The following is a 26,136-nucleotide window of genomic DNA, read 5'->3' as shown; positions in this document are numbered from 1 at the left end:
CATAGGGAAGAAGCGGTGCCGCCTCTCCCGTGTTTCGAACTCAGTACCAGTTTGGATCTTTCTTGAGCTGTTCCATCAACAAATCCTGCATACCTTGATCGGGTTTGCCGAGGAAGCGGTAGTCGGCATGTCGCGTTGGCGACTTGTCGGCTGGCAGCCCTGCGGGCACTTCGATCAGCATGGCGTAGGCGTCCTTTTTGTCGAAACTGAATGCCACAATCAGGCGTTTAGTCCGGCACGTCGACTTTGTTTCGCACAGTGGCCCGACCAGATACTTGTCGTGATCTTCTTCAACAGCATTCATTTGCTCGGCATCGCCAGACAGGTTCATCACCCATTCCGGCAGTCGTTGTTCCTTTTTAACGACTTTTGTCCAGGTTTCACGGTACTGCGGGTCTGCGCTCAGCAACTCGTTGACCCGCGACTGCCCATCATTGGCAGCGATTGCCATGGCACTACCGCCCAGAAGCAGGGCGGCTGCCAATGTCTTAAACGTGACGCTCATCTTCAACCTCGACCGCGACGGCCAAAGAAGAACGAAGCAATAAACATCACCAGGAACACGACAAAGAGAATCTTGGCGATACCCGTGGCGGTGCCCGCGATACCACCGAAGCCCAGTACCGCAGCAATGATGGCAATGATCAAGAATGTAATTGCCCAGCTCAACATGGTGATTCTCCTTACGCTTCTATATTAGAGGTAGTGCGTGTGGTGCTTTTCCCGGCGCATCGATCACGCCAAGTTCGTTTGCCTAGAACACCCAATGTTCCTGACGTGGCATCTGATCCGCAGGCTGAGCCTGGTCGACGTCCATCATTCGCATTGGAGCGAGGTCAGCCTGGTTACTGCTGACGGCTCTGAAATGAGTCTGGGTTGCCGGGTGAATCGATGCGTGCGGCGCCTCTGGCTGCTGGCTCTGTTCCCAAAGAAGGAACTGTTGGCCTGCGATCAGCGTGATCAACAGGGCCAGAAGGGCAAACAGGCCTTGCTGGATATGCAATGGCGAGATACGCAATTGGGCGGCACGTTGACGATTCATCCTGAAGCTCCTCCCACTCTGGTGGTGATCTGCTAGTGGGCGTCGATTATTTATGCCCTGCTTACCCTATCTATTGCAGCCTGCATGCCAGCTTTTTCGTAGAATTAAATCGTTTAAAATCAAGTAGTTAGGTCGTTAGTGAAAAGCACGCAGGACGCATCCTGCACGATGTCCTGCGCAAGGTCGTGCGTATTGCACGATCGCATCGAGGGAACTTTGAGAATTTTTGAATTGCGAGGAGGGCGCAGATGTCAGAAAAGGACGTGGGTAATCGCCTTAAAAGCGATATCTGAGTAAAAAACCAGGTAAATCAGACCATTAGCTAACAGGCTGGTAGAGAGCTACCCTGCCAGGGTTGGAATGGATCAGAATAAACCATGCAACTTGCCCGATTTTTCCGGGACTAACCAAGATCATTCATTAAATGGAGCGCAGGAACATGGAATCAGCCACTGAGCATCAAGGCCGCATTCTGCTGGTGGATGATGAATCCGCCATTCTGCGAACCTTCCGTTATTGCCTCGAAGATGAAGGCTATAGCGTCGCCACCGCGAACAGCGCAGCACAGGCCGACGCCTTGTTGCAGCGCCAGGTGTTCGATCTGTGCTTTCTCGATCTGCGCCTGGGTGAAGACAATGGCCTGGATGTTTTGGCCCAGATGCGCATCCAGGCACCCTGGATGCGCGTGGTGATCGTCACCGCTCACTCCGCCGTAGACACCGCAGTCGATGCCATTCAGGCCGGTGCTGCCGACTATCTTGTCAAACCTTGCAGCCCCGACCAATTGCGCCTGGCCACGGCCAAGCAGCTGGAAGTGCGCCAACTCTCCGCGCGCCTTGAGGCCCTTGAAGGCGAAGTGCGCAAATCCAAGGACGGCCTGGACTCACATAGCCCGGCGATGAAAGTCGTGCTGGAGACCGCACGCCAAGTGGCCGGCACCGACGCCAACATCCTGATCCTTGGCGAGTCGGGGACTGGTAAAGGTGAGCTGTCGCAAGCCATTCACGGTTGGAGCAAACGTCAGAAGAAGTCTTGCGTCACTATCAACTGCCCGTCGCTGACGGCGGAATTGATGGAAAGCGAGCTCTTCGGCCACAGCCGTGGCGCGTTTACGGGTGCCAGTGAAAGCACCTTGGGACGAGTTAATCAAGCGGATGGAGGCACGCTGTTTCTCGACGAGATCGGCGATTTTCCTCTGACATTGCAACCAAAATTGCTCCGTTTCATCCAGGACAAAGAATACGAGCGTGTGGGCGACCCAGTGACGCGCCGCGCCGATGTGCGAATTCTTGCGGCGACCAACCTGAACCTGGAGGACATGGTACGCGACGGTCGTTTCCGTGAAGACCTGCTCTATCGCCTGAACGTCATTACCCTGCACCTGCCGCCGCTGCGTGAGCGCAGGGAAGACATTCTGAACCTGGCTGACCGCTTTCTTGCGCGCTTCGTCAAAGAGTATGCCCGACCGGCGAGAGGCTTCAGCGATGAAGCCCGTGAGGCACTGCTGGGTTACCGCTGGCCCGGCAACATTCGCGAGCTGCGTAACGTGGTGGAGCGGGCGAGCATCATTTGTCCACAGGAGCGGGTCGAGATCAGTCACTTGGGCATGGCCGAGACTCCGATCAACAATGCGCCGCGCATCGGTGCTGCGTTGAGTCTGGATGAGCTGGAGAAAGCCCACATCGGTGCCGTGCTGGCCACGGCCGACACGCTGGATCAGGCGGCCAAAACCCTTGGCATCGACGCTTCGACCCTGTATCGCAAGCGCAAGCAGTACAACCTGTGAGCGCTGTCCGATGAAACTGGCGATGAAGCTGCGAACCCGGCTGTTCCTGAGTATTTCGGCGCTGATCACGGTGGCGTTGCTCGGGCTCTTGCTCGGGCTGGTGAGCGTGATGCAGATGGCCGCGACTCAGGAAGCAATGGTTCGCGAAAACTTTGTCACGCTGGATCTGGGGCTGAAATTGCGTCAGACCCTGGGCGATCAGCTCATGGTCATGGTCAATGAAACGCCCAACCCTGAAGCGTTTGAGTCGACCCGCCAGCATTACCTCCAGTTGTTGGACGAAGGCATCGCCCATGAACAAGAGGGCAACAACGACTTGTACGGATTCAAGCAGGCCAAGGCAGATTACCTCGACTTTCTTCAGGCCTACAGCCAGGCACGTGAACCGACACAGGTATTGAGTGGCAAAGAAGCGCTCACTGAAAAATTCAACGCACTGCGCAACGGCCTGATCACCGAACACAAGCGCGCGCTGGATAACATCAATGACACCGAACGCAAGGCCCGTGAGCGGGCGCTGCTGATCGCCGGTTTGCTGGGATTGGTGGGATTGGCGGTCTTGATCATCGGGTTCGTTACTGCCCATGCCATCGCCAGGCGTTTTGGCGCTCCGATCGAAGCTTTGGTGCAGGCTGCGGATAACATCGGCCAAGGCAATTTCGAAGTGACCCTGCCGGTGTCCTCCGCCGTGGAGATGAACCAGCTGACCAAGCGTTTCGGCATCATGGCCGAGGCGTTGCGCGAGCACCAGGCGATGAATGTCGACGAGCTGCTTGCCGGTCAGCAACGATTGCAGGCCGTACTCGACAGCATTGACGACGGATTGCTGATGATCGATCGCGATGGTCATCTCGAGCACCTCAACCCAGTGGCGCAACGCCAGTTGGGCTGGGACACCGATCGTCTCGGCCAAGGGCTGGGGGCGGCACTTGAACGGCCCGAACTCGATGAACAACTGCAGCTGGTGCTACGCGGCGGGACGCTCGAGCGGGCACCGGAAGACCTGAGCGTTGAGGTGGATGGTGAATCGAGGTTGCTGACCTATAGCCTGACGCCGGTCAGTCATACACAGGGTCACATTCTTGGCGCTGTAATGGTGTTGCATGACGTCACCGAGCAGCGCGCATTCGAACGGGTGCGCAGTGAGTTTGTCCTGCGGGCCTCCCATGAGCTGCGGACCCCGGTGACCGGCATGCACATGGCGTTCGGCTTGTTCCGCGAACGGACGAAGTTTCCTGAGGATTCGCGCGAAGCTGATTTGCTGGACACCGTGAACGAAGAAATGCAGCGCTTGATGCAGTTGATCAACGACCTGCTGAATTTTTCACGCTACCAGAACGGATTGCAGAAGCTCACGCTGGCACCTTGTGCCATCGAGGATTTGCTTGAGCAGGCCCGGGGCCGTTTTACCGGGGCTGCGGCGCTCAAGGGCATTGAATTGCTGGTGGAAGTGCAGGGGCCGCTACCCAGGTTGCAGGCCGACCAGGGGCAACTGGACCGGGTACTCGATAACCTCATTGATAACGCCTTGCGCCACACCGCCGAGGGTGGGTTGATACGTTTGCAGGCCCGACGTCATGGGGAACGGGTGATTATCAGCGTAGAAGACAACGGTGAAGGCATTGCGTACGGCCAGCAGGGGCGCATCTTCGAGCCCTTTGTTCAGGTCGGCCGCAAGAAGGGTGGCGCGGGGCTTGGCTTGGCCCTCTGCAAGGAAATCGTGCAGTTGCATGGCGGCCGAATGGGTGTCTATTCGCGGCCGGGGCAGGGGACCCAGTTCTACATGGCGCTGGCGGTATAAGCCGCAGCCATCTCTTCAGGCTTCATCATCCAGACGCCGGGCGCTCAGCCGGCGACCGCGGGTAATCAGTTCAATGAACTGTACGGCGCTCAGCGCATGGGCGAAAAGCCAACCCTGACCATACCTCACACCTTCACTGCTCAAAAACTTCGCTTGGGCTTCATGCTCGATTCCCTCAGCGATCACCTTGAGTTGCAGGGCTTGCGCCATATGGATGATGTGCGGTGCTACACCGCTGCTGGCGGCGTCATGGCCCAGTGCATCGATAAACGCCTTGTCGATTTTCAGGCAGTCCACCGGCAGGGTTTGCAGGTAGGCGAGGCTGCAATAACCCGTGCCAAAGTCATCGATCAGCACCTGATGCCCGACATCGCGCAGCGCTTGCAGGTTTTCCCTGGCCACCACCACATCGATCAAGCCGCGTTCAGTCACCTCGAAAGCGATCTGGTTTGCCGCAACCCGATGCAAGGTCAGCAGGCGAGCCATCACCTGACCGATACGCGGGACCATGACGTCGCAAGCCGCCAGGTTGACGGAGATGTATAGCTGCGGATTGGCGCGCAGCAACTGTCCCAGTTGTTCAAGCAAGCGCTGCAATACGAAGTCGGTCATCTGACGGATCTGGCCGGTGTTTTCGGCCATCGGGATGAACAGGTCGGGACTGGTCAGCGTGCCGTCCGGCCTTCGCCAACGCAGCAAGGCTTCGGCGCCGACACAGTTGCGACTGTTGAGATCGAAGATGGGTTGATACAACACCTGCAATTCGCCTCGGCGAATGGCGCCGTTCAATTCGGCGTCCAGCGACTGTCGCTGTCGCACCAGCAAAAACACCATGAAACCAACGAAGACACCCAAGGCCAGGCTGGCCGGCAGCAGCCACCACCACACGGCAGGCACATGCATGCCCGTGCGCGGGGTGATCAGCACTAATTGGTATTCGGGGTTGTTGGTGGGCATGCGGTAAATCAAGCGGGTTTGTGTCACTTGCAGTGCGTCCTGGCTTTTTGGCGGCCAGGGTTCCGTGGGTGGCCAGAGTTGCTCGACACCCAGAACCGGAATCGCGCGGTTACCGTGATCGAGCACGACCAGCAGGCTGCTGCCCGGGGACAAATCGACCATGTCGGTCAAATGTCCGCGAGACGTCGCGACACGGAAGTTGCCACGTCCGAGCATCAGCGCAGCACGGTTTTCATCGGGCTCGGTCGTGGTGTTCAACCAGAAACTGTAGGTAGGGCCCCTGATGTCCGGTGGTCGTGTCAGCGACAACACTTCCTGGCGAGGACGGTTTGAGCAGATTCGCGGACCATCCATGTAAGCGGCTTCGTAAACGAAGCGGTAGTTGAAACTGACTTGTTGCAAGGTCGCGACCATCGCCGTATCACACGTTCGCAGCGGCTGGGCTTCCAGGTCGTCGAGGCTCTCTCGAAGCTGGCCGAACAACTGCTCCAGGCGGACCAGGAAGCGCTCGCCCTGAGCGTTCATTTCCTCGCTTTCGCTCTGTTCGACCTGATGCATTGCCACGAACAGGCTGCCGGCCATCAATAGCGTCGCGCTGAAGGCAGCAGCCAGTATCGCCAAGAACCAGGGGCGATAGAACCAACTACGAAGCGTCTCTCGAGCTACAGCCATCATGGATATCCGAAGAATTACCAATGAGTTATAGCTGTTGATTTGGAAATAGCCCTGACCGTCGGGCGGGCGTCATTATTTTGTCTGATTCAAAACCTGTAGCAACGCTGCGGTTTGAGCGTCCGGGGTGCCGTCGAAGCGGGTGGGGCGGAAATGCATCTGGAAAGCGGCCAATACATGGCGTGTCGCTACATCCAGCTCACCTGTTTGCGGCGTGGCGTAACCCAGGTGAGCCAGCTGTGACTGAAACCAGCTGATGCTTGGCAGTTCGACTTCATACCGGGCTTGCTGGCGTGCAACCGCCTGCTCGTTGGGCCAGAGACCCAGGCCTTCGGCGGCCAGGCGTTTCCAAGGGAATAGCGGGCCAGGGTCGAGCTTGCGCAGCGGCGCAATGTCGCTATGACCGATGATGGCATCAGGGTTGATGTTGTGACGTTTGCTGATGTCCTTGAGCAGGAAGATCAACGATTGAACCTGAGCTTCGCTGTAGGGATACCACAAGCGACCGGTCGGGGTGTCTTTGAAGCCCGGATTGACGATCTCGATGCCGATGGAGCTGGAGTTCAGCCAGGTCCGGCCTTGCCATTCGCTTTCACCGGCGTGCCAGGCGCGCAGATTTTCATCCATCAGCTTATAGATGGTGGCGCCTTTATCGTCGCCGATCAGATAGTGGCTGCTGACCTCGCCGTGGGTCAGCAGCTGCAGCGAGCGCTCAAGCGAGGCGTTGGTGTAATGCACCACCACGAACTGAATGCGACTGTCGTAATTGGCTGAAGGGTGACTGGTGTCGATCCGCGGGCCGCTGGCACAACCGGCCAACAGGAGCAGCGACACAATGAGAGCAAGACATTTCATGGCTGTAGGCAATACACGCAAGGCAGTAATGCAACAGTGTAACGTACTGCCTCGCGCGCAGAGGTCAAAAGCGTTGTTTTAAATGAAAAGGAACAATTATCTGTCAGCCTGGTTCGACCCGGTTGCGGCCACCATTCTTTGCGCGATACAACGCCTGATCAGCTCTTTTCAATGCTTGATCACTGTGTTCCGCGGTTTTCAATGCAGTAAAACCTACGGACAGCGTGATGGTCACTCGCTCGCCCTTGAAGTGAAAAGGACAGGCTTCAATGGAGGCGCGAAAAGTTTCAAGCAGCTTTGCGCCGGTTACCAATGAGGTGTCAGGCATCAACATGACAAACTCCTCACCTCCGAATCGTGCAATGAAATCGGTTCCCCGCAGGCGTTTGCGCAGCACGCTGGCGATGATTTTCAGTACTTTGTCACCCGCAAGGTGCCCGTAGTTATCGTTGATGCGTTTGAAGTGGTCGAGGTCCAGCATCGCCAGCAACAAGGTGTTGCCGTGTTGTTGCCAATGGTGAACCTCGTGCTCCAGTCGCTCACTCCAGGCGGCTCGATTGGGCAGGCTGGTGAGCGGATCGATCAAGGCCTTCTGGCGCTGTTCTTCGAGGTGCTCGCGGTAGCCCAGCGCTTCCTGCTCCATGTGCGCCACTCGCTCGGCCAAGCTTTGCAGGCGTGCGGCGATTTCGTGTTCACGCTCGTCGCGCTGCTTTTGGTGTTGGTCCATCGTGCCAAGCAGGCCTTCGAGATGGTTCTCAAGGACGTGCTTGAGGTCCTCCAGATCTGCCGCTTCCTGCATGCTGCTTTGCAAACCGTCGACCTGCTCGCGGATCTGCGTGTCCATTTCGCGCGCGGCAGATCGATTGTCGGCATGGCCGTCACTGGCTGCCTGCAAGTTGCTCTGGAATGACTCCAGTCGTTCGTTGAGGTGCTGCAAGTAAGCTTCGAATTCGTGCTGGCCGCTGTCGGTGATGGCCAGCATCAATGTCGCCAGATCGTCGAGGATCGGGATCAACTCGTACCAATTCAAGCCGTTTTGCAGGCGGTCGCGCATCGCTTCGGCTTGCGGCCGATGGCGTTCAGGCAGCGTCAGGTCGTCAAGGAGGCCCAACAGCGTGTCTTCAATATGCTTGGCTACAGAACTGTAGGAAGGCTCGGGTGAGTCCGGCAAGGCATAAACAACGTCACCTGACTCAGGTTCCTGCGCATTGTCGCTCGCCACTGCCGAGTTCAATTCGTCAGGATTGATTGCCTGTGGAACCTGCGCGGCGGGTGCGACGACTGGCTGTGCTGGCTCTTCCAGTTGTTCAAAATCGCTCGGCTCCTGTGGCTCTACCGGCTGCGCACATTCAGGTGCGGGGGCAAGAACTGGCGGGACAAACGGCACGACGTCGGGAGCGGTAACCTCATTGGGAGCGGCCTGTATTACCAGGGGCTCAGGGGTTGCAGCGACAAGTTGGGCGTCGTGTTCCGGTGACGGCGCGACTGGAGGCGGCTCGATCGTGGGCGCGGGATTGACTGTTACCGGTTGAGTCTCGGCAGACGGTGGGTTTGTCGGTTCAACGGTCTGCTGGGCAGGCGCTTGCACGGTAGCGACGGCAACCGACGTGGCCTCATTCCCTTCCCGGTTACCGAACAGCCTCTGCAAGAAACCAGGACGATCAGGTTCTGTCGGGTTATCCAGTTGGCGCAAGGCGTTGCCTTGCAGGCCACTCAGCTCGCTGAGCAGCAACGGAATTTCCCTTGCCTGACTGACCCGGCCATCCAGTTGTTTGGCAAAATTCTTGAGCGGTCGGCTGACTTCACGCGGCAGCGGCAGTGTTTGCAGCTGGGCCACCAGTGCAGTCAGTGCGGCGCTGGTCTGATTGACCCGGGTTTCCCGGCGCTGTTCTGAGTCGAGCACCGCTTTTTCGAGCCGTGGCAACAGGGCGGCCAGGCCGGCGTCCATATCATCGGTGCGCACGACTTCGCGCATTTCCTTCATGCATTGATCAACGGCGCGATCGGTGCCTTCCGCGGCAAGCGTGCTGCGCACCAGGCCACGGCGCAGCAGGTCGAGCCTGGCGTTCCATCGGCGTTCGAGCTTTTCCTGTTGTTCAATGCTTTTGAGGTATTTCTCTTTCCAACGCTCTGTTTCGTCGCTCATTCAAGGGATCCGCGAGGGGCAGGACTCAACGCGGGCAATGCATCGGCCGTGAGCGAACCCGGCAGACGAATCTCTACCGCGACGGGCAGGTGGTCTGAAATCGGTTGTGCCAGCACCTCGACCTTTTCAAGGGTCAGGGTGGGGCTGAGCAGAATATGGTCCAGGCAGCGCTGCGGACGCCAACTGGGGAAGGTCGCTTCCAGTTGTGGCGCGAGCAGGCCGAGGTCACGCAACGGGGAGTTTTGCAGCAAGTCACTGGCGTGGGTGTTCATGTCGCCCATCAGCACCTGGTGTTTGTAGCCGCCGATCAACTCGCGAATGTAAGCCAGTTGCATCGTGCGCACCCGAGCGCCGAGCGCAAGGTGCATCATCACCACCACCAACGCCTCCGGACCCTCGCCGAAGCGCACCAGGATGGCTCCGCGCCCTTTGGGGCCCGGCAGTGGATGATCCTCAATCGCCCACGGGCGCAGTCGGCTCAGCACGCCATTGCTGTGCTGGCCGAGGCGACCGAGATTGCGGTTGAGTTGCTGATACCAGTAGGGGAAGGCTCCAAGTTGCGCCAGGTGTTCAACCTGATTGACGTAACCCGATCGCAGGCTGCCGCCATCAGCTTCCTGCAGGGCAACCAGATCGAAGTCGCCCAACAGATTGCCGATCTTTTGCAGGTTGTCGGCACGCCCGGTGTGTGGCAACAGATGTTGCCAGCCCCTGGTCAGGTAGTGCCGATAACGCTCGGTACTGATGCCGACCTGGATATTGAAACTGAGCAGGCGCAGACGGCTGTCTGCGGGCAAGCCCGTCGATTCCAGATGATGTTCGTTGACCTGCGGATCATGCAGGCCAACGACCCGTTCAGTACCCCAGCGGCGCATGGCAGGCCCCGCGCTTAGTTGGCGGCAGCCTTGTTAGCCGCTCGCTCTTTGTCGACCAGTTTATCGGCCAGTTGCAGGGCTTGCTCGGCGCCGCCGGCAGAGCCTATGTCGAAGCGATACTTGCCGTTGACGATCATGGTTGGAACGCCGGAGATTTCATATTTCTTGGCCAGTTCACGCGCCTGGACGATCTTGCCCTTGATGGCGAAGGAGTCGAACGTCGCCAGGAACTTGTCCTTGTCTACGCCTTGAGTGGCGAGGAAGTCGGCCATGTCGGCTTTATCGGTCAGCTTTTTGTGTTCTTTCTGAATCGCGTTGAACACCGCGGCGTGAACCTTGCTCTCGACGCCCATGGCTTCAAGGGTCAGGAACATCTGGCCGTGTGCATCCCAAGGGCCGCCGAACATCGCCGGAATACGGACAAAGTTTACATCCGAAGGCAGCTTCTCGACCCAAGGATTGATCACCGGTTCAAAAGCGTAGCAGTGCGGGCAGCCGTACCAGAACAGCTCCACGACTTCGATTTTGCCAGGCACGGCGACCGGAACCGGATTGCTCAGTTCGACATAAGGGGCGGCGGGTGCTTCGGCAGCTTGTGCAGTCATGCCGAACAGGCTGGCAGCGACGAGTGCGGCGCTGATGATCAGATTACGCATGCTTTACTCCTGGACAATTTTGGTCGCTTCGCGCGACCTGTTTTCAGACAGGTCATGGCGGGCGTGAGTTCTGTAGTGTAACGGCAGCGGCCACAAAAAAGGGCGGCCTAAGCCACCCTTTTTATACTTGCTGCGACGGATTAATAGAGCGTTAACGTTGCAGGAGATGTACACCCTGCGCGACGCCCCATTCGCCGGTCTTAGTGCAGGCCCTGAATGTAGCTGGACACTGCTGCGATGTCTTCGTCGCTCAGCCGCTTGGCAATGGTCTGCATGGTTTTGGTGTCGCCATCGTTGGTGCGGCCGCCTTCTTCCTTGCGGAACTCGGTCAGTTGCTTGGCAACGTATTGAGCGTGTTGGCCGCCCAGGTGTGGGAAGCCAGCTGCCGGGTTGCCTGCGCCATTGGGCGAGTGGCAACCGGTGCAGGCGGGCAGGCCCTTGGCCAGGTCACCACCGCGGAACAATGCTTCACCGCGAGCCACGACTTTAGGGTCGGCGGCGCCAACGCTGCCTTTCTGGCTGGAGAAGTAGGCGGCGATATCGGCCAGGTCCTGATCGCTCAGGTTGGTCAGCAAACCGGTCATTTCCAGTACCGTGCGTTTGCCGGACTTGATGTCGTGCAGCTGCTTGTTCAGATAACGCTCGCCCTGGCCTGCCAGTTTCGGAAAGTTAGGCGCCATGCTATTGCCATCCGGGCCATGACAGGCGCCACATACTGCGGCTTTCGCCTGACCAGCAGTTGCATCACCTGCAGCATGGGCAATGCCGGAGATCCCCACGGTCAACAGCAGACTCACGATCAATTTGTTCATCAGCTAATCCAACTACGGCTAAGGGTTAAAGAGTTATGGACCGGGATCACTCGCTCATCCAGTGGATGATGGCCTGGTAATCCTCGGCACTGCAGTCCATGCACAAACCACGCGGCGGCATCGCCTTGAAACCCTGGGTCACGTGTTACACCAGCGTCTCCATACCTTTCGCCAACCTCGGCGTCCAAGCTTCCTGATCGCCCTTTTGGGGGGCCATGGGTAGTTGGCCGGAATGACAGGCACCACAAACACGGTTGTACACAGCTTCCGGATCCTGTGTAGCCTGAGCGCTGTAAAGCGGCATCAAGACACCGGCAACTAGCAGCCATTTCGTCATAAAACGACCTTTTCAGGGTTGAGAGCGTTTTGCGTTCTAATGCGCAGTCAAGGTCATTCGCTCTCGTGAACTTCATCCTACGCTGGGACAAAGCGCACACAAAATCTGCGGCATTATATACTGGCGTCACTGAAACGGAAACGACACTGCTCGCCGCGTCCATTCCCGGCACCGCCCACATCGGAAATCCCATGCAACTCAAGAACCCCATCCTCGGCCTGTGCCAACAGTCCACCTTCATGCTCAGCGCTGCCAAAGTCGATCAATGTCCTGATGACGAAGGCTTTGAAGTGGCATTCGCCGGGCGTTCCAATGCCGGTAAATCCAGCGCATTGAACACTCTGACCCATGCCAGCCTGGCGCGAACCTCGAAAACTCCGGGTCGCACGCAACTCTTGAACTTCTTCAAGCTAGACGATGATCGGCGTCTGGTCGACCTGCCGGGCTACGGTTACGCAAAAGTACCCATCCCGTTGAAGCTGCACTGGCAGCGTCACCTGGAAGCTTATCTGGGTGGTCGCGAGAGTTTGAAAGGTCTGATCTTGATGATGGACATCCGCCATCCAATGACTGATTTCGACCTGTTGATGCTCGACTGGGCAGTCGCCGCCGGCATGCCGATGCACATTTTGCTGACCAAAGCCGACAAGCTGACGTACGGCGCAGCGAAAAACGTGCTGCTCAAGGTTCAGGCAGATATCCGCAAAGGCTGGGGTGATGCGATCAGCATCCAGTTGTTTTCGGCACCGAAACGCATGGGCCTGGAAGACGCCTACACTGTACTGGCAGGCTGGATGGAACTCGCGGACAAGGGCTCGGAGATTGTCGAGCAATAAATCGCGAGCAAAAAAAACCCCGGACTTCTTATGGGGAGGGGGAAGTTCCGGGGTTCAAGTTCCGGACCGCTAGGGCGGGGTCCAGATATCTGCCAACACTTAACACAACATAGGAGCATCGAAGGGCTTCACCAGCCATTCAGTAACTCTGAGTGGCAGTTCACAGGTTTAGTTCCGGCGCTTCAGAAACCATTTGAAATAAGCCCCCTCGTTTTCCGAAATAAGCCCCCTCAGTTGTTCTGCCGCGGCACTGTGCCGCAGCAGAAAACCCCGGACTAGACTGCTTAGTGAGCCTCGTCCCAGTTGTTGCCCACGCCGACTTCAACCAGAAGCGGTACATCGAGTTTCGCGGCGTCGCTCATGTGCACGCGTATTTCATCGCGAACCTGGTCGATCAAATCCTCACGCACCTCTAGCACCAATTCATCGTGCACTTGCAGGATGACTTTGGCGTCCAGCCCTGAAGTCGTCAGCCAATTATCCACAGCCACCATGGCTTTCTTGATGATGTCCGCCGCAGTGCCTTGCATCGGGGCGTTGATTGCCGTGCGCTCGGCGCCTTTGCGCAGGGCCGGGTTTTTCGCGTTGATTTCCGGCAAGTACAAGCGACGTCCGAAAATGGTTTCAACGAAACCTTGCTCGGCCGCTTGGGCGCGAGTGCGCTCCATGTAATCCAGAACACCCGGATAGCGGGCGAAATAACGGTCGATGTACGCCTGTGACTGTTTGCGATCAACCCCAATCTGCTTGGCGAGGCCAAACGCACTCATTCCGTAGATCAAACCGAAGTTGATCGCCTTGGCGCTGCGACGCTGATCGGTGGTGACGTCGGCCAGTTCGACACCGAAGACTTCGGCCGCCGTGGCTTTGTGCACGTCCAGGTCATTGCGGAATGCATGGAGCAACCCTTCATCTTTTGCCAGGTGAGCCATGATGCGCAATTCGATTTGCGAGTAGTCCGCAGCCAGCAGTTTGTAGCCTTTGGGGGCAATGAAAGCCTGACGGATGCGACGGCCTTCGGCGGTGCGGATCGGGATGTTCTGCAGGTTCGGATCGCTGGACGACAGACGACCGGTCGCGGCGACTGCCTGATGGTACGAAGTGTGAATCCGCCCAGTGCGCGGGTTGATCTGTTCCGGCAGGCGATCGGTGTATGTGCTTTTCAGTTTGCTCATCGAGCGGTACTGCATCAGCACTTTGGGCAGCGGGTAATCCTGCTCGGCCAGTTCAGCCAGCACCGCTTCGGCGGTGGATGCCTGGCCCTTGGCAGTTTTGCTGAGGATCGGCAGGCCGAGCTTTTCGTACAGGATCACGCCCAGTTGCTTGGGCGAACCGAGGTTGAACTCCTCACCGGCGATGGCAAACGCCTCACGTTCGAGCGCGACCATTTTGTCGCCCAGTTCAACGCTCTGAATGCCCAGCAGGTTGGCATCGACCAGCGCGCCCTGGCGTTCGATCCGCGCCAGCACCGGCACCAGCGGCATTTCGATTTCGCTCAGGACTTTGCTCAGGCTCGGAATGGCATTGAGCTTGTCCTGCAGGGTTTGATGCAGGCGCAGTGTCACGTCGGCGTCTTCTGCGGCGTAAGGCCCGGCCAGTTCCAGGGAAATCTGGTCGAAGGTCAGCTGCTTTGCACCTTTGCCGGCAATGTCCTGGAAGCTGGTGGTGGTGTGATTCAGGTACTTGAGCGCCAGGCTGTCCATGTCGTGGCGGGTGGCCGTGGAGTCCAGCACGTAGGATTCGAGCATGGTGTCGAAAGCAATGCCTTGCACGGTGATGCCGCAGCTTTGGTCACCGCCGATGGCGCAGTTGGCCAGGATGTTCATGTCGAACTTGGCGTGCTGGCCGACCTTGAGTTTGTTCGGATCTTCCAGAATCGGTTTCAGCGCCCGCAGCACGGTGTCGCGATCCAGCTGATCCGGCACGCCCATGTAGGAATGGGTCAGCGGAATGTAGGCCGCTTCGTTGGCTTGTACAGCGAAAGACAGGCCCACCAGTTGCGCCTGCTGCGCATCGATGCCGGTGGTTTCGGTGTCGAAGGCGATCAGTTTGGCGTCGTTGAGTTTCTTCAGCCACAGATCGAAATCGGCCTGGGTGAGGATCGTCGTGTACTTGAGCTCGGTGTCGACTGCGGCTTCTTCTGCCACCGGAACAGAGACTTCCTGACCGGAACGCTTGGCATCGCGCTGGTTTTCTTCAAACCAGCTTTTGAATTCCAGCAGGGTGTAGAGCTCGGCGAGTTTGTCGTGATCCGGCTGGCCCATGTGGAGATCGTCGAGACTGATGTCCAGCGGTACGTCGATCTTGATGGTCGCCAGTTGATAGGAGAGGAACGCCATGTCCTTGTGCTCTTCCAGCTTGGCCGGCAGTGTCTTGGCACCGCGAATCGGCAGCGTCGGAACGATGTCGAGATTTGCATATAGCTCGGTCAGACCGCCGTTTACGCCGACCAACAAGCCAGAAGCCGTCTTTGGACCGATGCCCGGAACGCCGGGGATGTTGTCGGAAGAATCGCCCATCAATGCCAGATAATCGATGATCTGCTCGGGAGCGACGCCGAATTTCTCCTTCACGCCTTCAACGTCCAACGCGCTACCGGTCATGGTATTGACCAAGGTAATGTGGCCGTCGACCAGTTGGGCCATGTCCTTGTCGCCGGTGGAGATGACCACTGGGCGGTCAGCAGCCGCGCTGCTGCGGGCCAGGGTGCCGATCACGTCATCGGCTTCGACGCCTTCGACGCACAGCAATGGGAAGCCCAGGGCGATCACGCTTTGGTGCAGTGGCTCGATTTGCACGCGCATGTCATCGGGCATGCTCGGGCGATTGGCTTTGTACTCGGCGAACATTTCGTCGCGGAAGGTCCCGCCCTTGGCGTCAAAGACCACGGCGAACGGACTGTCCGGGTACTGCTTGCGCAGACTCTTGAGCATGTTCAACACGCCTTTGACCGCACCGGTCGGCAAACCCCTGGAGGTGGTCAGCGGTGGCAGGGCGTGAAAGGCGCGGTACAGGTAAGAAGAACCGTCCACCAGGACGAGGGGGGCTTGGCTCATGAGCAGGATCAACCTTTTCGGCGGGTCCGGCGCTAGAATAGCGGGACCGTTGACGACAAAGGGACAAGGTTATCATGCGCACACTAAATCGCCTGTTGCTGGCTGGCTTGTTTGCAACTGTTCCGCTTGCCGTCATGGCGGCGGACGATGTGTCAAAGGCTGAGCCTGAAGTCACTATCCATACGGAAGGGGACAAGGTCATTCAGGAATACCGCCAAAACGGTTTCCTGTACGCCATCAAGGTCACGCCGAAGGGTGCGCCGCCATATTTTCTGGTGCGCGCGGACGGTACGGATGCAAACTTCATCCGCTCGGATCAGCCGGATATGCTGATTCCGTCGTGGAAAATCTTTGAGTGGAAGTAGTTTCTTAATTTCAATCGGCGCTGGCTCAAGCAGCGGCGCCCGTACTGGCAGTTAAAACATGTCTGTGTTTACCCCGCTGGCTCGGCCCGAGCTGGAAACCTTTCTCGCCCCATACGGGCTCGGCCGCCTGCTTGAATTCCAGGGGATTGCCGCCGGTAGCGAAAACACCAATTTCTTTATCAGCCTGGAGCAGGGCGAATTTGTCCTGACCCTGGTTGAGCGTGGTCCGGTGCAGGAGATGCCGTTCTTCATCGAACTGCTCGACGTGCTGCACGAGGCTGACTTGCCAGTGCCGTACGCGCTGCGAACCACCGACGGTGTCGCCCTGCGCGAACTGGCCGGCAAACCCGCGCTGCTGCAGCCACGCCTGGCCGGCAAACACATCAAGGAAGCCAATGCGCAGCATTGCGCTCAAGTTGGCGAGTTGCTCGGCCATCTGCACTTGGCGACCCAAGCCAAAATGATCAAGCGCAAGACCGATCGTGGCCTGGACTGGATGTTGGAGGAGGGCACGCAATTCCTCTCGCACCTGAATGCCGAGCAAAGCGATCTGCTGCAACGTGCACTGGATGAAATCACCGAGCAGAAGACGAAAATTCTCGCGTTGCCACGGGCCAACATCCACGCGGATCTGTTCCGCGACAACGCGATGTTCGAAGGCACGCACCTGACCGGCCTGATCGACTTCTACAACGCCTGTTCGGGTCCGATGCTCTATGACGTTGCGATCGCTTTGAATGACTGGTGTTCGGATGAAGACGGGCTGATCGACGGGCCGCGAGCACGGGCGTTGCTCGGGGCCTATGCCGCGTTACGACCGTTCACGGCAGCCGAGGCTGAGCTGTGGCCAACCATGCTGCGCGTGGCGTGTGTGCGGTTCTGGTTGTCACGGTTGATCGCCGCGGAATCTTTCGCCGGGCAGGACGTGTTGATTCACGATCCGATGGAGTTTCAGCAGCGCTTGGCGCAGCGCCAGAAGGTTAGTACTTCATTGCCCTTCGCCCTCTGAAAAGCATCGCGGGCAAGCCCGCTCCCACAAGGATCACCGCGAACCTGTGGGAGCGGGCTTGCCCGCGATTGAGGCGAAGCCGAATAACGTTTAAAGCGACTCCAGGCACCCCGCCAAATCATTCCCCAATTTCTCCAACACCTGCTCATACCCCTGAGCGGTCGCCGGGGTGTACCCGCCCAGCGCGTCCAGCTCAGCCAGTTTCACCGGCAGGCCGGCTACCAGGGTTTCCGCCAGGCGTGGACGCAGTGGCGGCTCGCTGAACACACAGGTCTTTCCGACTTCCTGTAACCGCGCACGCATCGCTGCGACGTGTTGGGCACCAGGCTGCACTTCGGCGGCAACGCTGAACACGCCGGTGTGCTTGAGGCCATAAGCGTCTTCGAAGTAGTCGAACGCTTCGTGGAACACGAAGTAGGGTTTGCCTTCGACAGCGGCCAGACGTTTCTTCAGGCGTATATCCAGCGCATCAAGACGCTCATCGAACGCTTTGAGATTGCTCTGATAGCGCGCCGCGTTGGCCGGGTCGGCCGCGCTCAGGTCAGTCGCTATTTTTGCCGCGATGACCCGGGCGTTGACCGGCGACAGCCACAAATGCGCGTCCAGGCTGCCGGGACGGTGATCGTGGTCATGCTCGTCGGCTTCTTCGGCGTGTGAGTGGCTATCTTCGGCGAATCGACGAAGTTTAAGTCCCGGCAGATCCTGAACGGCGACGCTTGGCAGCGAGCGGCCATTGAGCACACGAGGCAGGAAACCTTCCATGTCCGGACCGATCCAGTAGAGCAGATCCACCGACTGCACCTTCCGTACGTCGGAAGGACGCAGTGCGTAGTTATGCGGCGAAGCCCCCGGTGGCAACAGCACTTCCGGGATCGCCACGCCGTCCTGCACCGCAGCGGCTATCAACTGCAGCGGCTTGATGCTGGTCAGGACCTTGACGTCGGCATGCGCCGAACCGATCAACAGGAAACTGGCGGAAAAGGCGAAAAAGAAGGAAAAAATTCGGGACACGATGACCACTCGAAGAGGCGAGAACGGGTAACATAATAACGTCTCTCACAAAACTCGTCGCCGCTCATGCCTAAAACACCGATTGCCAGCCGTCCCCACGACCACTCTCATTGCGTGCATAGCGCTCTGTCAGAGGCCGACGTTTTGTGCGCGCGGCAAGGCCTGCGCCTGACCGCCTTGCGTCGGCGGGTGCTGGAACTGGTGTGGCAAAGCCACAAACCGCTGGGCGCCTACGACATCCTGGCGGTGCTCAGCGAGCAGGACGGTCGCCGCGCCGCGCCGCCCACTGTGTACAGAGCGCTGGATTTCCTGCTGGAAAACGGCCTCGTGCACCGTATCTCGTCACTGAACGCCTTCGTCGGCTGTAATCACCCGGAGCATGCCCACCAAGGGCAGTTCCTGATCTGCCGCGAATGCCACGCCGCCATCGAGCTGGAACAGAAGTCCATCAGCGACGCCATTATTGGCAGCGCGAAGGAGGTTGGTTTCATCGTCGAAGGCCAGACCGTTGAAGTGGTCGGGCTCTGCTCGGGTTGTCAGGGGGCTTGATGAGCAACACGCTGATCCGCCTCGAAAAGGTTGCCGTCACTTTTGCCGGGCAAAACGTGCTGGACAATATCGATCTGAGCGTCGAGCCAGGGCAGATCGTGACGCTGATCGGCCCTAACGGCGCGGGTAAGACCACGTTAGTTCGGGCGGTACTCGGCCTGTTGAGGCCCGACAGCGGCAGCGTCTGGCGTAAGCCGAAGCTGCGCGTCGGTTACATGCCGCAAAAACTTCACGTCGACCCGACATTACCGCTTTCGGTGCTGCGCTTCTTGCGCCTGGTACCGGGTGTGGATCGCGCCATGGCCCTGTCGGCCCTCAAGGAAGTTGGCGCCGAGCAGGTGATCGACAGTCCGGTGCAAAGTGTTTCCGGCGGCGAAATGCAGCGCGTGTTGTTGGCTCGGGCATTGTTGCGCGAACCGCAATTGCTGGTGCTCGACGAGCCTGTGCAAGGTGTCGATGTGGCTGGCCAGGCCGAGCTCTACAGCTTGATCACACGCCTGCGCGACCGTCACGGTTGTGGCGTGTTGATGGTTTCCCACGATTTGCACCTGGTGATGAGCACTACCGACCAGGTGGTTTGCCTCAATCGCCATGTCTGCTGCTCCGGGCACCCGGAACAGGTGAGCGGCGATCCGGCTTTCGTCGAGTTGTTTGGAAAGAACGCACAAAGCCTGGCGATTTATCACCACCATCACGACCACGCCCATGACCTGCATGGCTCAGTGGTCACCGCGACCCCGGCGGTCCATACCCACGTCCATGGAGATAGCTGCAAGCATGGCTGATTTTCTGCTTTACGCCCTGCTTGCAGGTCTGGCTTTGGCGTTGGTCGCGGGACCTCTGGGCTCATTTGTGGTCTGGCGGCGCATGGCCTATTTCGGCGATACCTTGTCCCACGCGGCCTTGCTGGGTGTGGCGTTGGGCTTTCTGCTGGACGTCAGCCCGGCCGTGGCCGTGACCGTTGGCTGCCTGCTGCTGGCGGTGTTGCTGGTGACCTTGCAGCAGCGTCAGCCACTGGCTTCCGACACGCTTTTGGGCATTCTCGCGCCAAGCACGCTCTCTTTGGGCCTGGTCGTACTAAGCTTCATGCACGAAGTGCGGATCGACCTGATGGCCTACCTGTTCGGTGACTTGTTGGCGATCAGTCCGACGGACTTGTCCTGGATTCTCGGTGGCAGCGCGGCCGTTCTGGCCTTGCTGGTGACATTGTGGAGGCCGTTGCTGGCAATCACGGTGCATGAAGAACTGGCCACGGTCGAAGGCTTGCCGGTCGCGGCGTTGCGCCTGACCCTGATGTTGCTGATCGCCGTGGTGATCGCGGTGGCGATGAAGATTGTCGGTGTGTTGTTGATCACTTCGTTGCTGATCATTCCGGCGGCTGCGGCACAACGTCACGCAAGGTCTCCGGAGCAGATGGCACTGGGCGCGAGCCTGCTGGGCATGCTCGCGGTCTGTGGCGGGTTGGCGTTGTCATGGTTCAAAGACACCCCGGCGGGCCCGTCAATTGTTGTGACGGCCGCCGCACTGTTTCTGCTGAGTTTTGTCCTGCCCCGTAGAGGGGTGTAGACTTGCTCGTTTTTTGCGCAAATAGAGAGTCGCAGGAATGAAGCTGTTAGCCTCCCGTTATCTGCTCCTTGTCGCATTTTCGCTGCTACTGGGCGCTTGCCAAAGCACGCCGCCGGCCGCCACTGAGGCGACCGATGCACGGGCTGCGGCCATCGCGCAGCTGGAACAAAACCTGGCCAGCAGCGAGCTGGCCACTGCCGAAGACCAACTGGCTGCCTTACAGGCACAGTCGCCGAACGATCCATCCCTTGTGCCGTATCAGCGGCAATTGGCGGAAGCGTACCTGCGTCGAAGCCAGATCGTGCTGCAAAAAGGTGATGTCAATGCTGCCGCAACGGCGCTGGCCCGGGCTCGCGCACTGATGCCCAAGGCTCCGGCGCTGACAGGTGGCGTCAACAATGCCATCGTCAATGCTCGCAAGGCCGAGCTGGACAGAGCCGAAGCTGCGCTCATGGCCGCAGAAGCCAAGCCCCAGGCGAAAGTGATCGATCCGACTGCGGAAAGCACGACGATTGCGTTGAACCTCGCGGATATGACAAAGCTTCGCCGGCAACTCGATGCGATTGCCGCCGATGTGGTGAATTACCAGTGCGATGTGAGCATTCAAGCGCCACGCACCGAGGATTTCCCTTGGTTGACGACGCTGCTCACCAAGCGGGTGAAGAAACTGGATTCCGGGTTTGATCTGAACCTTGAGAAGCAGGTCCTGCGCAACGTTCCGGCACAAATGGTGTTGAGTCCGCGTAAACCTTAAAAGCATCGCGGGCAAGCCCGCTCCCACAGGATTCACGTCGTTCACCTAATAGCGAACGGCCCTAATCCTTGTAGGAGCGGGCTTGCCCGCGAAGGCATCCCACCTGTCTATGCAGAAACTTAAGCTGGAATTGCCTTGGCCTTCGGCTCCCGATCCCAAACCCGATGCTGCCCGATGGCGGCAAAGAACGGTTTGATCAACTTGGCATCCGCGCCCACGATCAGCCCCGCATCGACCTCAAGCTTGAGCACATCCAACAACTGTTTCGCCTCGCCATGCAGCGCAATGGCCTTCAGGTGCTTGTACGCCTCAAGCAGGTAATGCAGCGCCACACCATCGCCGCTCAACGCTTTGATCGACGCTGCGCCACCCGGTACGAATACGGCGTCGAACGCCACCGAAGGCAATCCTTCCATCGATGCATCCACCGGCAGTGATTTGCCATCTGCTGTTTTAACGGGCGCGGAGGTTGGGCCGAGCAATTTGGCATGCGCGCCTTCTGCTTGAAGCGCCTTCTTCATCGCATCAATCGCCGCGCCATCGACACCGTTGGCTGCAAGAATCGCCACTTTGCGGGTTTTGATATCCGCCGGCAGCAGGTTCGCCTGGCTCAGGGCCGGTGAGCGATCCAGCGACGTCTTGCGCACTTCGACGGTGCCGGCTTTGGGTGTTGGCAAACCGAGGTTTGTCGCAACGCGCTTGGCCAGTTCCAGGTCGATGTTGGCCAGGATCTCATTCACTTGGCGCGCACGAATAAACTCACGCTCAACCTTGCCCAGCTCAAAGCTGTAGGCCGCGATGATATGTTCCTGCTCGTGCTTGCTCATGCTGTGGAAAAACAGCCGCGCCTGGGAGAAGTGGTCGCTGAACGATTCGCTGCGCTGGCGGATCTTGTTGGCGTCGATGCGCTCCGGATAGCTCTCGAAGCCGCCGTCCTGTGCCGCCGGTGGCGTTTCTTTTGGCCATCCACCATCAATTGAGTTCGGCTCATAGGACGCGCGACCCTTGTCGATGGTGGTGCGATGCATGGCATCGCGCTGACCGTTGTGGAACGGCGCGACCGGACGGTTGATCGGAATCTCGTGAAAGTTCGGCCCACCGAGGCGGCTGATTTGCGTGTCGGTGTAGGAAAACAGCCGACCTTGCAGCAACGGATCGTTGGAAAAGTCGATGCCCGGCACGATGTGCCCCGGGCAAAATGCGACTTGCTCGGTTTCAGCGAAGAAGTTGTCCGGGTTGCGGTTGAGCACCATTTTGCCCAACGGTGTGATCGGCACCAGTTCTTCCGGAATCAATTTGGTCGGGTCGAGGATATCGAAGTCGAACGAGTGCTCGTTCTCCTCTTCGATGATCTGTACGCCCAGTTCCCATTCCGGGTAGTCGCCCATCTCGATCGATTCCCAGAGATCGCGACGGTGGAAATCGGTGTCTTTACCGGCGAGCTTCTGCGCTTCATCCCATACCAGCGAGCAAGTCCCGGCGGTAGGGCGCCAATGGAATTTGACGAAGCGTGATTTACCTTCGGCGTTGATCAACCGGAAGGTGTGCACACCGAAGCCTTGCATGCTGCGCAGACTTTTCGGGATCGCCCGGTCGGACATGGCCCAAATCACCATGTGCGCCGACTCCGGCACCAACGAAACAAAATCCCAGAAGGTGTCGTGAGCCGAGCCTCCGGTAGGAATCTCGTTGTGCGGCTCCGGTTTTACTGCGTGCACGAAGTCAGGAAACTTGATGGCGTCCTGAATGAAGAACACTGGCATGTTGTTGCCCACCAGGTCGAAGTTGCCTTCCTCGGTGAAGAACTTCACGGCGAAACCACGCACGTCGCGCACGGTGTCACCCGAGCCGCGCGGGCCCTGGACCGTAGAGAAACGCACAAAGACCGGGGTTTTATGACCGGGGTCTTGCAGGAAACCGGCCTTGGTCAGGACTGAATGGTTTTCGTACGTCTGGAAATAGCCATGAGCACCCGTGCCACGGGCATGGACGATGCGCTCGGGAATGCGTTCATGGTCAAAATGCGTGATTTTTTCACGCATGATGAAGTCTTCCAGCAACGACGGCCCGCGGGCACCGACCTTCAAGGTGTTCTGGTTGTCCGAAACTTTCACGCCCTGATTGGTGCGCAGGGCCTGGTCAGTGGCATCGGAGCGAAATTTTTCCAGGCTGTCGAGCTTGGAATTGGTATTGCCTCGGTCCAGGGTATCGGTCCCGGCCAGTGCGCTTTTTGGTGCGGCAGGCTTCTTGGTACTCATCAGTTTTAAACTCCTCGTTGCGACTCCCGCCGTAGCCAGGACTCTTGAGCAATTCCCCAGGCACGGCACCGGGGGCGTTTTCGAGTTGCCTAATTAGTGACTGATGACGTTTTGCGCCGTTCCTTTTTTCTAACCTTTGATCGCGTTATTGCCAAATGGAAGGTTGAATGCGGAATAAATGCTAATAACCTCTATACGGACAGGCTAAAATGCGCGCCCGGCTAACCGCTGATCCTTTTCCAACGCGCCCCACAAGGTTCGCTACGTGATCGAGTTTCAAAACGTCCACAAAACCTACCGCGTCGCCGGTAAGGATATTCCCGCCCTGCACCCGACCAGTCTGACGATTGAGAACGGTCAGGTCTTTGGCCTGATCGGCCATTCCGGTGCGGGAAAAAGTACCCTGCTGCGTCTGATCAATCGCCTGGAAGAATCCAGTGGCGGCAAGATCATTGTCGACGGCGAAGAAGTCACGGCGCTCGACGCCAACAGCCTGCGGCGTTTCCGCCAGCAGGTCGGGATGATTTTCCAGCACTTCAACCTGCTGGCATCCAAGACGGTGGCCGACAACGTCGCGCTGCCGCTGACCCTCGCTGGCGAACTGTCGCGCAGTGAAATCGATTTGCGGGTGGCGGAATTGCTGGCACGGGTCGGTTTGTCCGATCACGCCAAAAAATACCCGGCGCAGTTGTCCGGTGGCCAGAAGCAGCGCGTCGGCATTGCCCGCGCCCTGGCGACCAAGCCGAAAATCCTGCTGTGTGACGAAGCCACCAGCGCATTGGACCCGCAGACCACTGCGTCGGTCCTGCAATTGCTGGCCGAGATCAATCGCGAGTTGAAGCTGACCATCGTCCTGATTACCCACGAGATGGACGTGATCCGTCGGGTCTGCGATCAAGTGGCGGTGATGGACGCGGGCGTGATCGTCGAACAAGGCTCGGTGGCCGAGGTGTTCCTGCATCCGAAGCACCCGACCACCAAGCGCTTCGTGCAAGAAGACGAACAGATCGACGAAAGCGAACAGCGCGATGACTTCGCTCACGTGCCGGGCCGCATCGTACGCCTGACCTTTCAGGGCGAAGCGACCTACGCGCCATTGCTGGGAACCGTTGCCCGGGAAACGGGTGTGGACTACAGCATCCTCGCCGGTCGTATCGATCGCATCAAAGACATCCCCTACGGGCAATTGACCCTGGCCGTCACCGGTGGCGACATGGAAGCGGCGTTCGCTCATTTCACCGCCGCTGAAGTCCACATGGAGGTGTTGCGCTGATGGAAGTCCTGACAAGTTTCTTCGTCAATATCGACTGGTTTGAAATCTGGCTGGCCACCGGCGATACATTGCTGATGCTCTTCGGTTCGCTGTTGTTTACCGTTTTACTCGGCCTGCCCCTGGGCGTGCTGTTGTTCCTCTGCAGCCCACGCCAGTTGCTGGAAGCCAAAGGCGTCTACGCGATGCTGTCGCTGATGGTGAATATCCTGCGGTCGCTGCCGTTCATCATTCTGCTGATCGTGATGATCCCGTTCACTGTGCTGATCACCGGTACGTCCCTGGGTGTCGCCGGTGCGATCCCGCCGCTGGTGATAGGCGCTACGCCATTCTTTGCCCGACTGGTGGAAACCGCCCTGCGTGAGGTCGATCGCGGCATCATCGAGGCGACCCAGGCGATGGGCGCCACGACGCGGCAGATCATCACCAATGCCTTGCTGCCGGAAGCCCGCCCGGGCATATTCGCGGCGATTACGGTGACAGCCATTACACTGGTGTCCTACACAGCAATGGCAGGTGTGGTGGGCGCGGGTGGTCTGGGCGACCTGGCGATCCGTTTCGGTTACCAGCGTTTCCAGCCCGATGTGATGGTCGTGACGGTGATGTTGCTGCTGGTGCTGGTGCAAGTGTTGCAAACCGTCGGCGATAAGCTGGTCGTACACTTTTCACGTAAATGACAAATGAGCCGGCCATTCGCTGGCAGGCGCCAAATGCAGGCGTCTCACATGGAGTTAGCTGAATGAAAAAACTACTTGTCGCGTTCGCCGCTGTTGCAGCGTTCGCTGCTCACGCCGATGAACTGACCGTCGCGGCCACCCCGGTTCCGCACGCAGAAATCCTCGAATTCGTGAAGCCGGCCCTGGCCAAGGAAGGCGTGGACTTGAAGGTCAAAGTCTTCACCGATTACATCCAGCCGAACGTGCAGGTCGCCGAAAAGCGCCTGGACGCCAACTTCTTCCAGCACCAGCCGTACCTTGATGAGTTCAACAAGGCCAAGGGCACTAACCTGGTGGCCGTTGCCGGCGTGCACCTGGAACCGCTGGGCGCTTACTCCAGCAAGTACAAGGCGCTGACCGAACTTCCAGGTGGCGCCAACGTGGTGATTCCGAACGATGCCACCAACGGCGGCCGTGCGCTGTTGCTGCTGGCCAAGGCTGGTCTGATCAAGTTGAAGGATTCCAACAACATCCTGTCGACCGTCAAGGACATCACCGAGAACACCAAGGACCTGAAATTCCGTGAACTGGAAGCCGCGACCATCCCTCGCGTGCTGACTCAGGTCGATCTGGCGTTGATCAACACCAACTACGCGCTGGAAGCCAAGCTTGATCCGTCCAAGGATGCGCTGGTCATCGAAGGTAACGATTCGCCGTACGTGAACATCCTTGTGGCCCGTGAGGACAACAAGGACAGCGACGCGATGAAGAAACTGGTTGCTGCCCTGCACAGCCCGGAAGTGAAAGCCTTCATCCTCGAGAAGTACAAAGGCGCGGTATTGCCGGCGTTCTGATCTAACCCTCTAC

The 26,136-nt window shown here is 58.6% G+C and carries 24 protein-coding genes and 1 pseudogene; 12 read left to right on the top strand and 13 right to left on the bottom strand.

Annotation, left to right across the window (positions count from 1 at the left end):
- Nucleotides 1-40: 40 nt before the first annotated feature.
- The 3 genes from ACM6I0_RS15455 to ACM6I0_RS15445 form a co-directional block, all read right to left on the bottom strand.
- Nucleotides 41-505: an inhibitor of vertebrate lysozyme family protein gene (locus ACM6I0_RS15455; protein WP_285431432.1), complete on the bottom strand. Its 465-nt coding sequence runs from the start codon at nt 503-505 to the stop codon at nt 41-43.
- 2 nt (nt 506-507) lie between these two features.
- A complete protein-coding gene (locus ACM6I0_RS15450; RefSeq protein WP_003177151.1) occupies nt 508-672 on the bottom strand; it encodes a DUF1328 domain-containing protein in 165 nt (54 codons plus the stop codon).
- Nucleotides 673-754: 82 nt separating this feature from the next.
- Nucleotides 755-1,042, bottom strand: a complete 288-nt coding sequence (locus tag ACM6I0_RS15445) for a hypothetical protein (protein ID WP_285431430.1) — start codon at nt 1,040-1,042, stop codon at nt 755-757.
- Nucleotides 1,043-1,481: 439 nt separating this feature from the next.
- Between ACM6I0_RS15445 and algB the strand changes: the two genes are divergently transcribed.
- The gene (gene algB, locus ACM6I0_RS15440; protein WP_222589184.1) at nt 1,482-2,828 is read left to right on the top strand and encodes a sigma-54-dependent response regulator transcription factor AlgB; all 1,347 of its coding nucleotides are present in this window, start codon (nt 1,482-1,484) and stop codon (nt 2,826-2,828) included.
- A 10-nt stretch (nt 2,829-2,838) separates the two neighbouring features.
- Nucleotides 2,839-4,629, top strand: coding sequence for a KinB sensor domain-containing domain (locus tag ACM6I0_RS15435; RefSeq protein ID WP_414922737.1), 1,791 nt, complete (start codon nt 2,839-2,841; stop codon nt 4,627-4,629).
- Between the two features lie 15 nt (nt 4,630-4,644).
- On the opposite strand, the gene ACM6I0_RS15430 is transcribed toward ACM6I0_RS15435, so the two are convergent.
- The 7 genes and pseudogenes from ACM6I0_RS15430 to ACM6I0_RS15400 form a co-directional block, all read right to left on the bottom strand.
- Entirely contained in the window at nt 4,645-6,258 is a 1,614-nt protein-coding gene (locus ACM6I0_RS15430) for an EAL domain-containing protein (RefSeq protein ID WP_414922736.1), read from the bottom strand.
- Nucleotides 6,259-6,333: 75 nt separating this feature from the next.
- On the bottom strand, nt 6,334-7,113 hold the full coding sequence (locus ACM6I0_RS15425; RefSeq protein ID WP_414922735.1) for an N-acetylmuramoyl-L-alanine amidase: 780 nt from the start codon (nt 7,111-7,113) through the stop codon (nt 6,334-6,336).
- 103 nt (nt 7,114-7,216) lie between these two features.
- Nucleotides 7,217-9,259, bottom strand: a complete 2,043-nt coding sequence (locus ACM6I0_RS15420) for a diguanylate cyclase (RefSeq protein WP_414922734.1) — start codon at nt 9,257-9,259, stop codon at nt 7,217-7,219.
- Entirely contained in the window at nt 9,256-10,134 is an 879-nt protein-coding gene (locus ACM6I0_RS15415) for an endonuclease/exonuclease/phosphatase family protein (RefSeq protein WP_222589188.1), read from the bottom strand. The genes ACM6I0_RS15420 and ACM6I0_RS15415 overlap by 4 nt, the downstream gene beginning before the upstream one ends.
- Nucleotides 10,135-10,148: 14 nt before the next feature.
- Complete coding sequence (locus ACM6I0_RS15410; RefSeq protein WP_285431421.1) at nt 10,149-10,790, bottom strand: thiol:disulfide interchange protein DsbA/DsbL; 642 nt, start codon at nt 10,788-10,790, stop codon at nt 10,149-10,151.
- Between the two features lie 200 nt (nt 10,791-10,990).
- Nucleotides 10,991-11,602: a c-type cytochrome gene (locus tag ACM6I0_RS15405; RefSeq protein ID WP_222589190.1), complete on the bottom strand. Its 612-nt coding sequence runs from the start codon at nt 11,600-11,602 to the stop codon at nt 10,991-10,993.
- A gap of 46 nt (nt 11,603-11,648) precedes the next feature.
- Nucleotides 11,649-11,939: pseudogene (locus tag ACM6I0_RS15400) on the bottom strand (c-type cytochrome).
- A 191-nt stretch (nt 11,940-12,130) separates the two neighbouring features.
- Between ACM6I0_RS15400 and yihA the strand changes: the two are divergent.
- Nucleotides 12,131-12,775, top strand: a complete 645-nt coding sequence (yihA, locus tag ACM6I0_RS15395) for a ribosome biogenesis GTP-binding protein YihA/YsxC (RefSeq protein WP_285431419.1) — start codon at nt 12,131-12,133, stop codon at nt 12,773-12,775.
- Between the two features lie 284 nt (nt 12,776-13,059).
- Here yihA and polA read toward each other — a convergent pair whose 3' ends face one another.
- Nucleotides 13,060-15,831, bottom strand: a complete 2,772-nt coding sequence (gene polA, locus ACM6I0_RS15390; protein ID WP_414922733.1) for a DNA polymerase I — start codon at nt 15,829-15,831, stop codon at nt 13,060-13,062.
- Nucleotides 15,832-15,905: 74 nt separating this feature from the next.
- Here polA and ACM6I0_RS15385 point away from each other — a divergent pair, with 74 nt between their 5' ends.
- Together ACM6I0_RS15385 and ACM6I0_RS15380 are read left to right on the top strand one after the other, a co-directional pair.
- Nucleotides 15,906-16,196 carry a DUF2782 domain-containing protein gene (locus tag ACM6I0_RS15385; protein WP_201199341.1) on the top strand — a complete coding sequence of 97 codons (291 nt, stop codon included), beginning with the start codon at nt 15,906-15,908 and terminating at the stop codon, nt 16,194-16,196.
- A 58-nt stretch (nt 16,197-16,254) separates the two neighbouring features.
- Nucleotides 16,255-17,205 (top strand): homoserine kinase, encoded by a 951-nt coding sequence (locus tag ACM6I0_RS15380; protein WP_414922732.1) that lies wholly within the window; start codon nt 16,255-16,257, stop codon nt 17,203-17,205.
- A 90-nt stretch (nt 17,206-17,295) separates the two neighbouring features.
- Here the strand turns inward: ACM6I0_RS15380 and znuA are convergent, their stop codons facing one another.
- Nucleotides 17,296-18,216, bottom strand: a complete 921-nt coding sequence (znuA, locus tag ACM6I0_RS15375; RefSeq protein ID WP_414922731.1) for a zinc ABC transporter substrate-binding protein ZnuA — start codon at nt 18,214-18,216, stop codon at nt 17,296-17,298.
- Between the two features lie 66 nt (nt 18,217-18,282).
- Here znuA and zur point away from each other — a divergent pair, with 66 nt between their 5' ends.
- Genes zur through ACM6I0_RS15355 form a run of 4 tightly spaced genes read left to right on the top strand, consistent with a single transcriptional unit; the run spans nt 18,283 to nt 21,085 of the window.
- Complete coding sequence (gene zur / locus ACM6I0_RS15370) at nt 18,283-18,765, top strand: zinc uptake transcriptional repressor Zur (protein WP_285431413.1); 483 nt, start codon at nt 18,283-18,285, stop codon at nt 18,763-18,765.
- The gene (znuC, locus tag ACM6I0_RS15365) at nt 18,765-19,550 is read left to right on the top strand and encodes a zinc ABC transporter ATP-binding protein ZnuC (RefSeq protein WP_285431411.1); all 786 of its coding nucleotides are present in this window, start codon (nt 18,765-18,767) and stop codon (nt 19,548-19,550) included. Before zur ends, znuC begins: the two co-directional genes overlap by 1 nt.
- Entirely contained in the window at nt 19,543-20,331 is a 789-nt protein-coding gene (znuB, locus tag ACM6I0_RS15360) for a zinc ABC transporter permease subunit ZnuB (RefSeq protein WP_090177401.1), read from the top strand. Before znuC ends, znuB begins: the two co-directional genes overlap by 8 nt.
- A 37-nt stretch (nt 20,332-20,368) precedes the next feature.
- The gene (locus ACM6I0_RS15355) at nt 20,369-21,085 is read left to right on the top strand and encodes a PA5502 family lipoprotein (RefSeq protein ID WP_285431410.1); all 717 of its coding nucleotides are present in this window, start codon (nt 20,369-20,371) and stop codon (nt 21,083-21,085) included.
- A gap of 119 nt (nt 21,086-21,204) precedes the next feature.
- On the opposite strand, the gene katE is transcribed toward ACM6I0_RS15355, so the two are convergent.
- Nucleotides 21,205-23,343: a catalase HPII gene (gene katE, locus ACM6I0_RS15350; RefSeq protein WP_414922730.1), complete on the bottom strand. Its 2,139-nt coding sequence runs from the start codon at nt 23,341-23,343 to the stop codon at nt 21,205-21,207.
- A 265-nt stretch (nt 23,344-23,608) separates the two neighbouring features.
- Between katE and ACM6I0_RS15345 the strand changes: the two genes are divergently transcribed.
- From ACM6I0_RS15345 to ACM6I0_RS15335, 3 genes are all read left to right on the top strand, one after another.
- Nucleotides 23,609-24,616, top strand: coding sequence for a methionine ABC transporter ATP-binding protein (locus ACM6I0_RS15345; RefSeq protein ID WP_285431406.1), 1,008 nt, complete (start codon nt 23,609-23,611; stop codon nt 24,614-24,616).
- On the top strand, nt 24,616-25,290 hold the full coding sequence (locus tag ACM6I0_RS15340; RefSeq protein WP_131059102.1) for a methionine ABC transporter permease: 675 nt from the start codon (nt 24,616-24,618) through the stop codon (nt 25,288-25,290). The genes ACM6I0_RS15345 and ACM6I0_RS15340 overlap by 1 nt, the downstream gene beginning before the upstream one ends.
- Nucleotides 25,291-25,352: 62 nt before the next feature.
- Nucleotides 25,353-26,123, top strand: a complete 771-nt coding sequence (locus ACM6I0_RS15335; RefSeq protein WP_222589201.1) for a MetQ/NlpA family ABC transporter substrate-binding protein — start codon at nt 25,353-25,355, stop codon at nt 26,121-26,123.
- The last annotated feature ends 13 nt before the right edge of the window (nt 26,124-26,136 follow it).

The organism is Pseudomonas sp. IT-P294 (assembly GCF_949767865.1).
GTDB lineage: Bacteria > Pseudomonadota > Gammaproteobacteria > Pseudomonadales > Pseudomonadaceae > Aquipseudomonas.
This window is presented reverse-complemented; position numbering and strand designations above follow the sequence as displayed.

Excerpts from the sequence above, each read along its gene's own strand:
- ACM6I0_RS15455 (WP_285431432.1), bottom strand. The coding sequence starts at position 505 with ATGAGCGTCACGTTTAAGACATTGGCAGCCGCCCTGCTTCTGGGCGGT.
- ACM6I0_RS15450 (WP_003177151.1), bottom strand. The coding sequence starts at position 672 with ATGTTGAGCTGGGCAATTACATTCTTGATCATTGCCATCATTGCTGCG.
- ACM6I0_RS15445 (WP_285431430.1), bottom strand. The coding sequence starts at position 1,042 with ATGAATCGTCAACGTGCCGCCCAATTGCGTATCTCGCCATTGCATATC.
- algB (WP_222589184.1), top strand. The coding sequence starts at position 1,482 with ATGGAATCAGCCACTGAGCATCAAGGCCGCATTCTGCTGGTGGATGAT.
- ACM6I0_RS15435 (WP_414922737.1), top strand. The coding sequence starts at position 2,839 with ATGAAACTGGCGATGAAGCTGCGAACCCGGCTGTTCCTGAGTATTTCG.
- ACM6I0_RS15430 (WP_414922736.1), bottom strand. The coding sequence starts at position 6,258 with ATGGCTGTAGCTCGAGAGACGCTTCGTAGTTGGTTCTATCGCCCCTGG.
- ACM6I0_RS15425 (WP_414922735.1), bottom strand. The coding sequence starts at position 7,113 with ATGAAATGTCTTGCTCTCATTGTGTCGCTGCTCCTGTTGGCCGGTTGT.
- ACM6I0_RS15420 (WP_414922734.1), bottom strand. The coding sequence starts at position 9,259 with ATGAGCGACGAAACAGAGCGTTGGAAAGAGAAATACCTCAAAAGCATT.
- ACM6I0_RS15415 (WP_222589188.1), bottom strand. The coding sequence starts at position 10,134 with ATGCGCCGCTGGGGTACTGAACGGGTCGTTGGCCTGCATGATCCGCAG.
- ACM6I0_RS15410 (WP_285431421.1), bottom strand. The coding sequence starts at position 10,790 with ATGCGTAATCTGATCATCAGCGCCGCACTCGTCGCTGCCAGCCTGTTC.
- ACM6I0_RS15405 (WP_222589190.1), bottom strand. The coding sequence starts at position 11,602 with ATGAACAAATTGATCGTGAGTCTGCTGTTGACCGTGGGGATCTCCGGC.
- yihA (WP_285431419.1), top strand. The coding sequence starts at position 12,131 with ATGCAACTCAAGAACCCCATCCTCGGCCTGTGCCAACAGTCCACCTTC.
- polA (WP_414922733.1), bottom strand. The coding sequence starts at position 15,831 with ATGAGCCAAGCCCCCCTCGTCCTGGTGGACGGTTCTTCTTACCTGTAC.
- ACM6I0_RS15385 (WP_201199341.1), top strand. The coding sequence starts at position 15,906 with ATGCGCACACTAAATCGCCTGTTGCTGGCTGGCTTGTTTGCAACTGTT.
- ACM6I0_RS15380 (WP_414922732.1), top strand. The coding sequence starts at position 16,255 with ATGTCTGTGTTTACCCCGCTGGCTCGGCCCGAGCTGGAAACCTTTCTC.
- zur (WP_285431413.1), top strand. The coding sequence starts at position 18,283 with ATGCCTAAAACACCGATTGCCAGCCGTCCCCACGACCACTCTCATTGC.
- znuC (WP_285431411.1), top strand. The coding sequence starts at position 18,765 with ATGAGCAACACGCTGATCCGCCTCGAAAAGGTTGCCGTCACTTTTGCC.
- znuB (WP_090177401.1), top strand. The coding sequence starts at position 19,543 with ATGGCTGATTTTCTGCTTTACGCCCTGCTTGCAGGTCTGGCTTTGGCG.
- ACM6I0_RS15355 (WP_285431410.1), top strand. The coding sequence starts at position 20,369 with ATGAAGCTGTTAGCCTCCCGTTATCTGCTCCTTGTCGCATTTTCGCTG.
- katE (WP_414922730.1), bottom strand. The coding sequence starts at position 23,343 with ATGAGTACCAAGAAGCCTGCCGCACCAAAAAGCGCACTGGCCGGGACC.
- ACM6I0_RS15340 (WP_131059102.1), top strand. The coding sequence starts at position 24,616 with ATGGAAGTCCTGACAAGTTTCTTCGTCAATATCGACTGGTTTGAAATC.
- ACM6I0_RS15335 (WP_222589201.1), top strand. The coding sequence starts at position 25,353 with ATGAAAAAACTACTTGTCGCGTTCGCCGCTGTTGCAGCGTTCGCTGCT.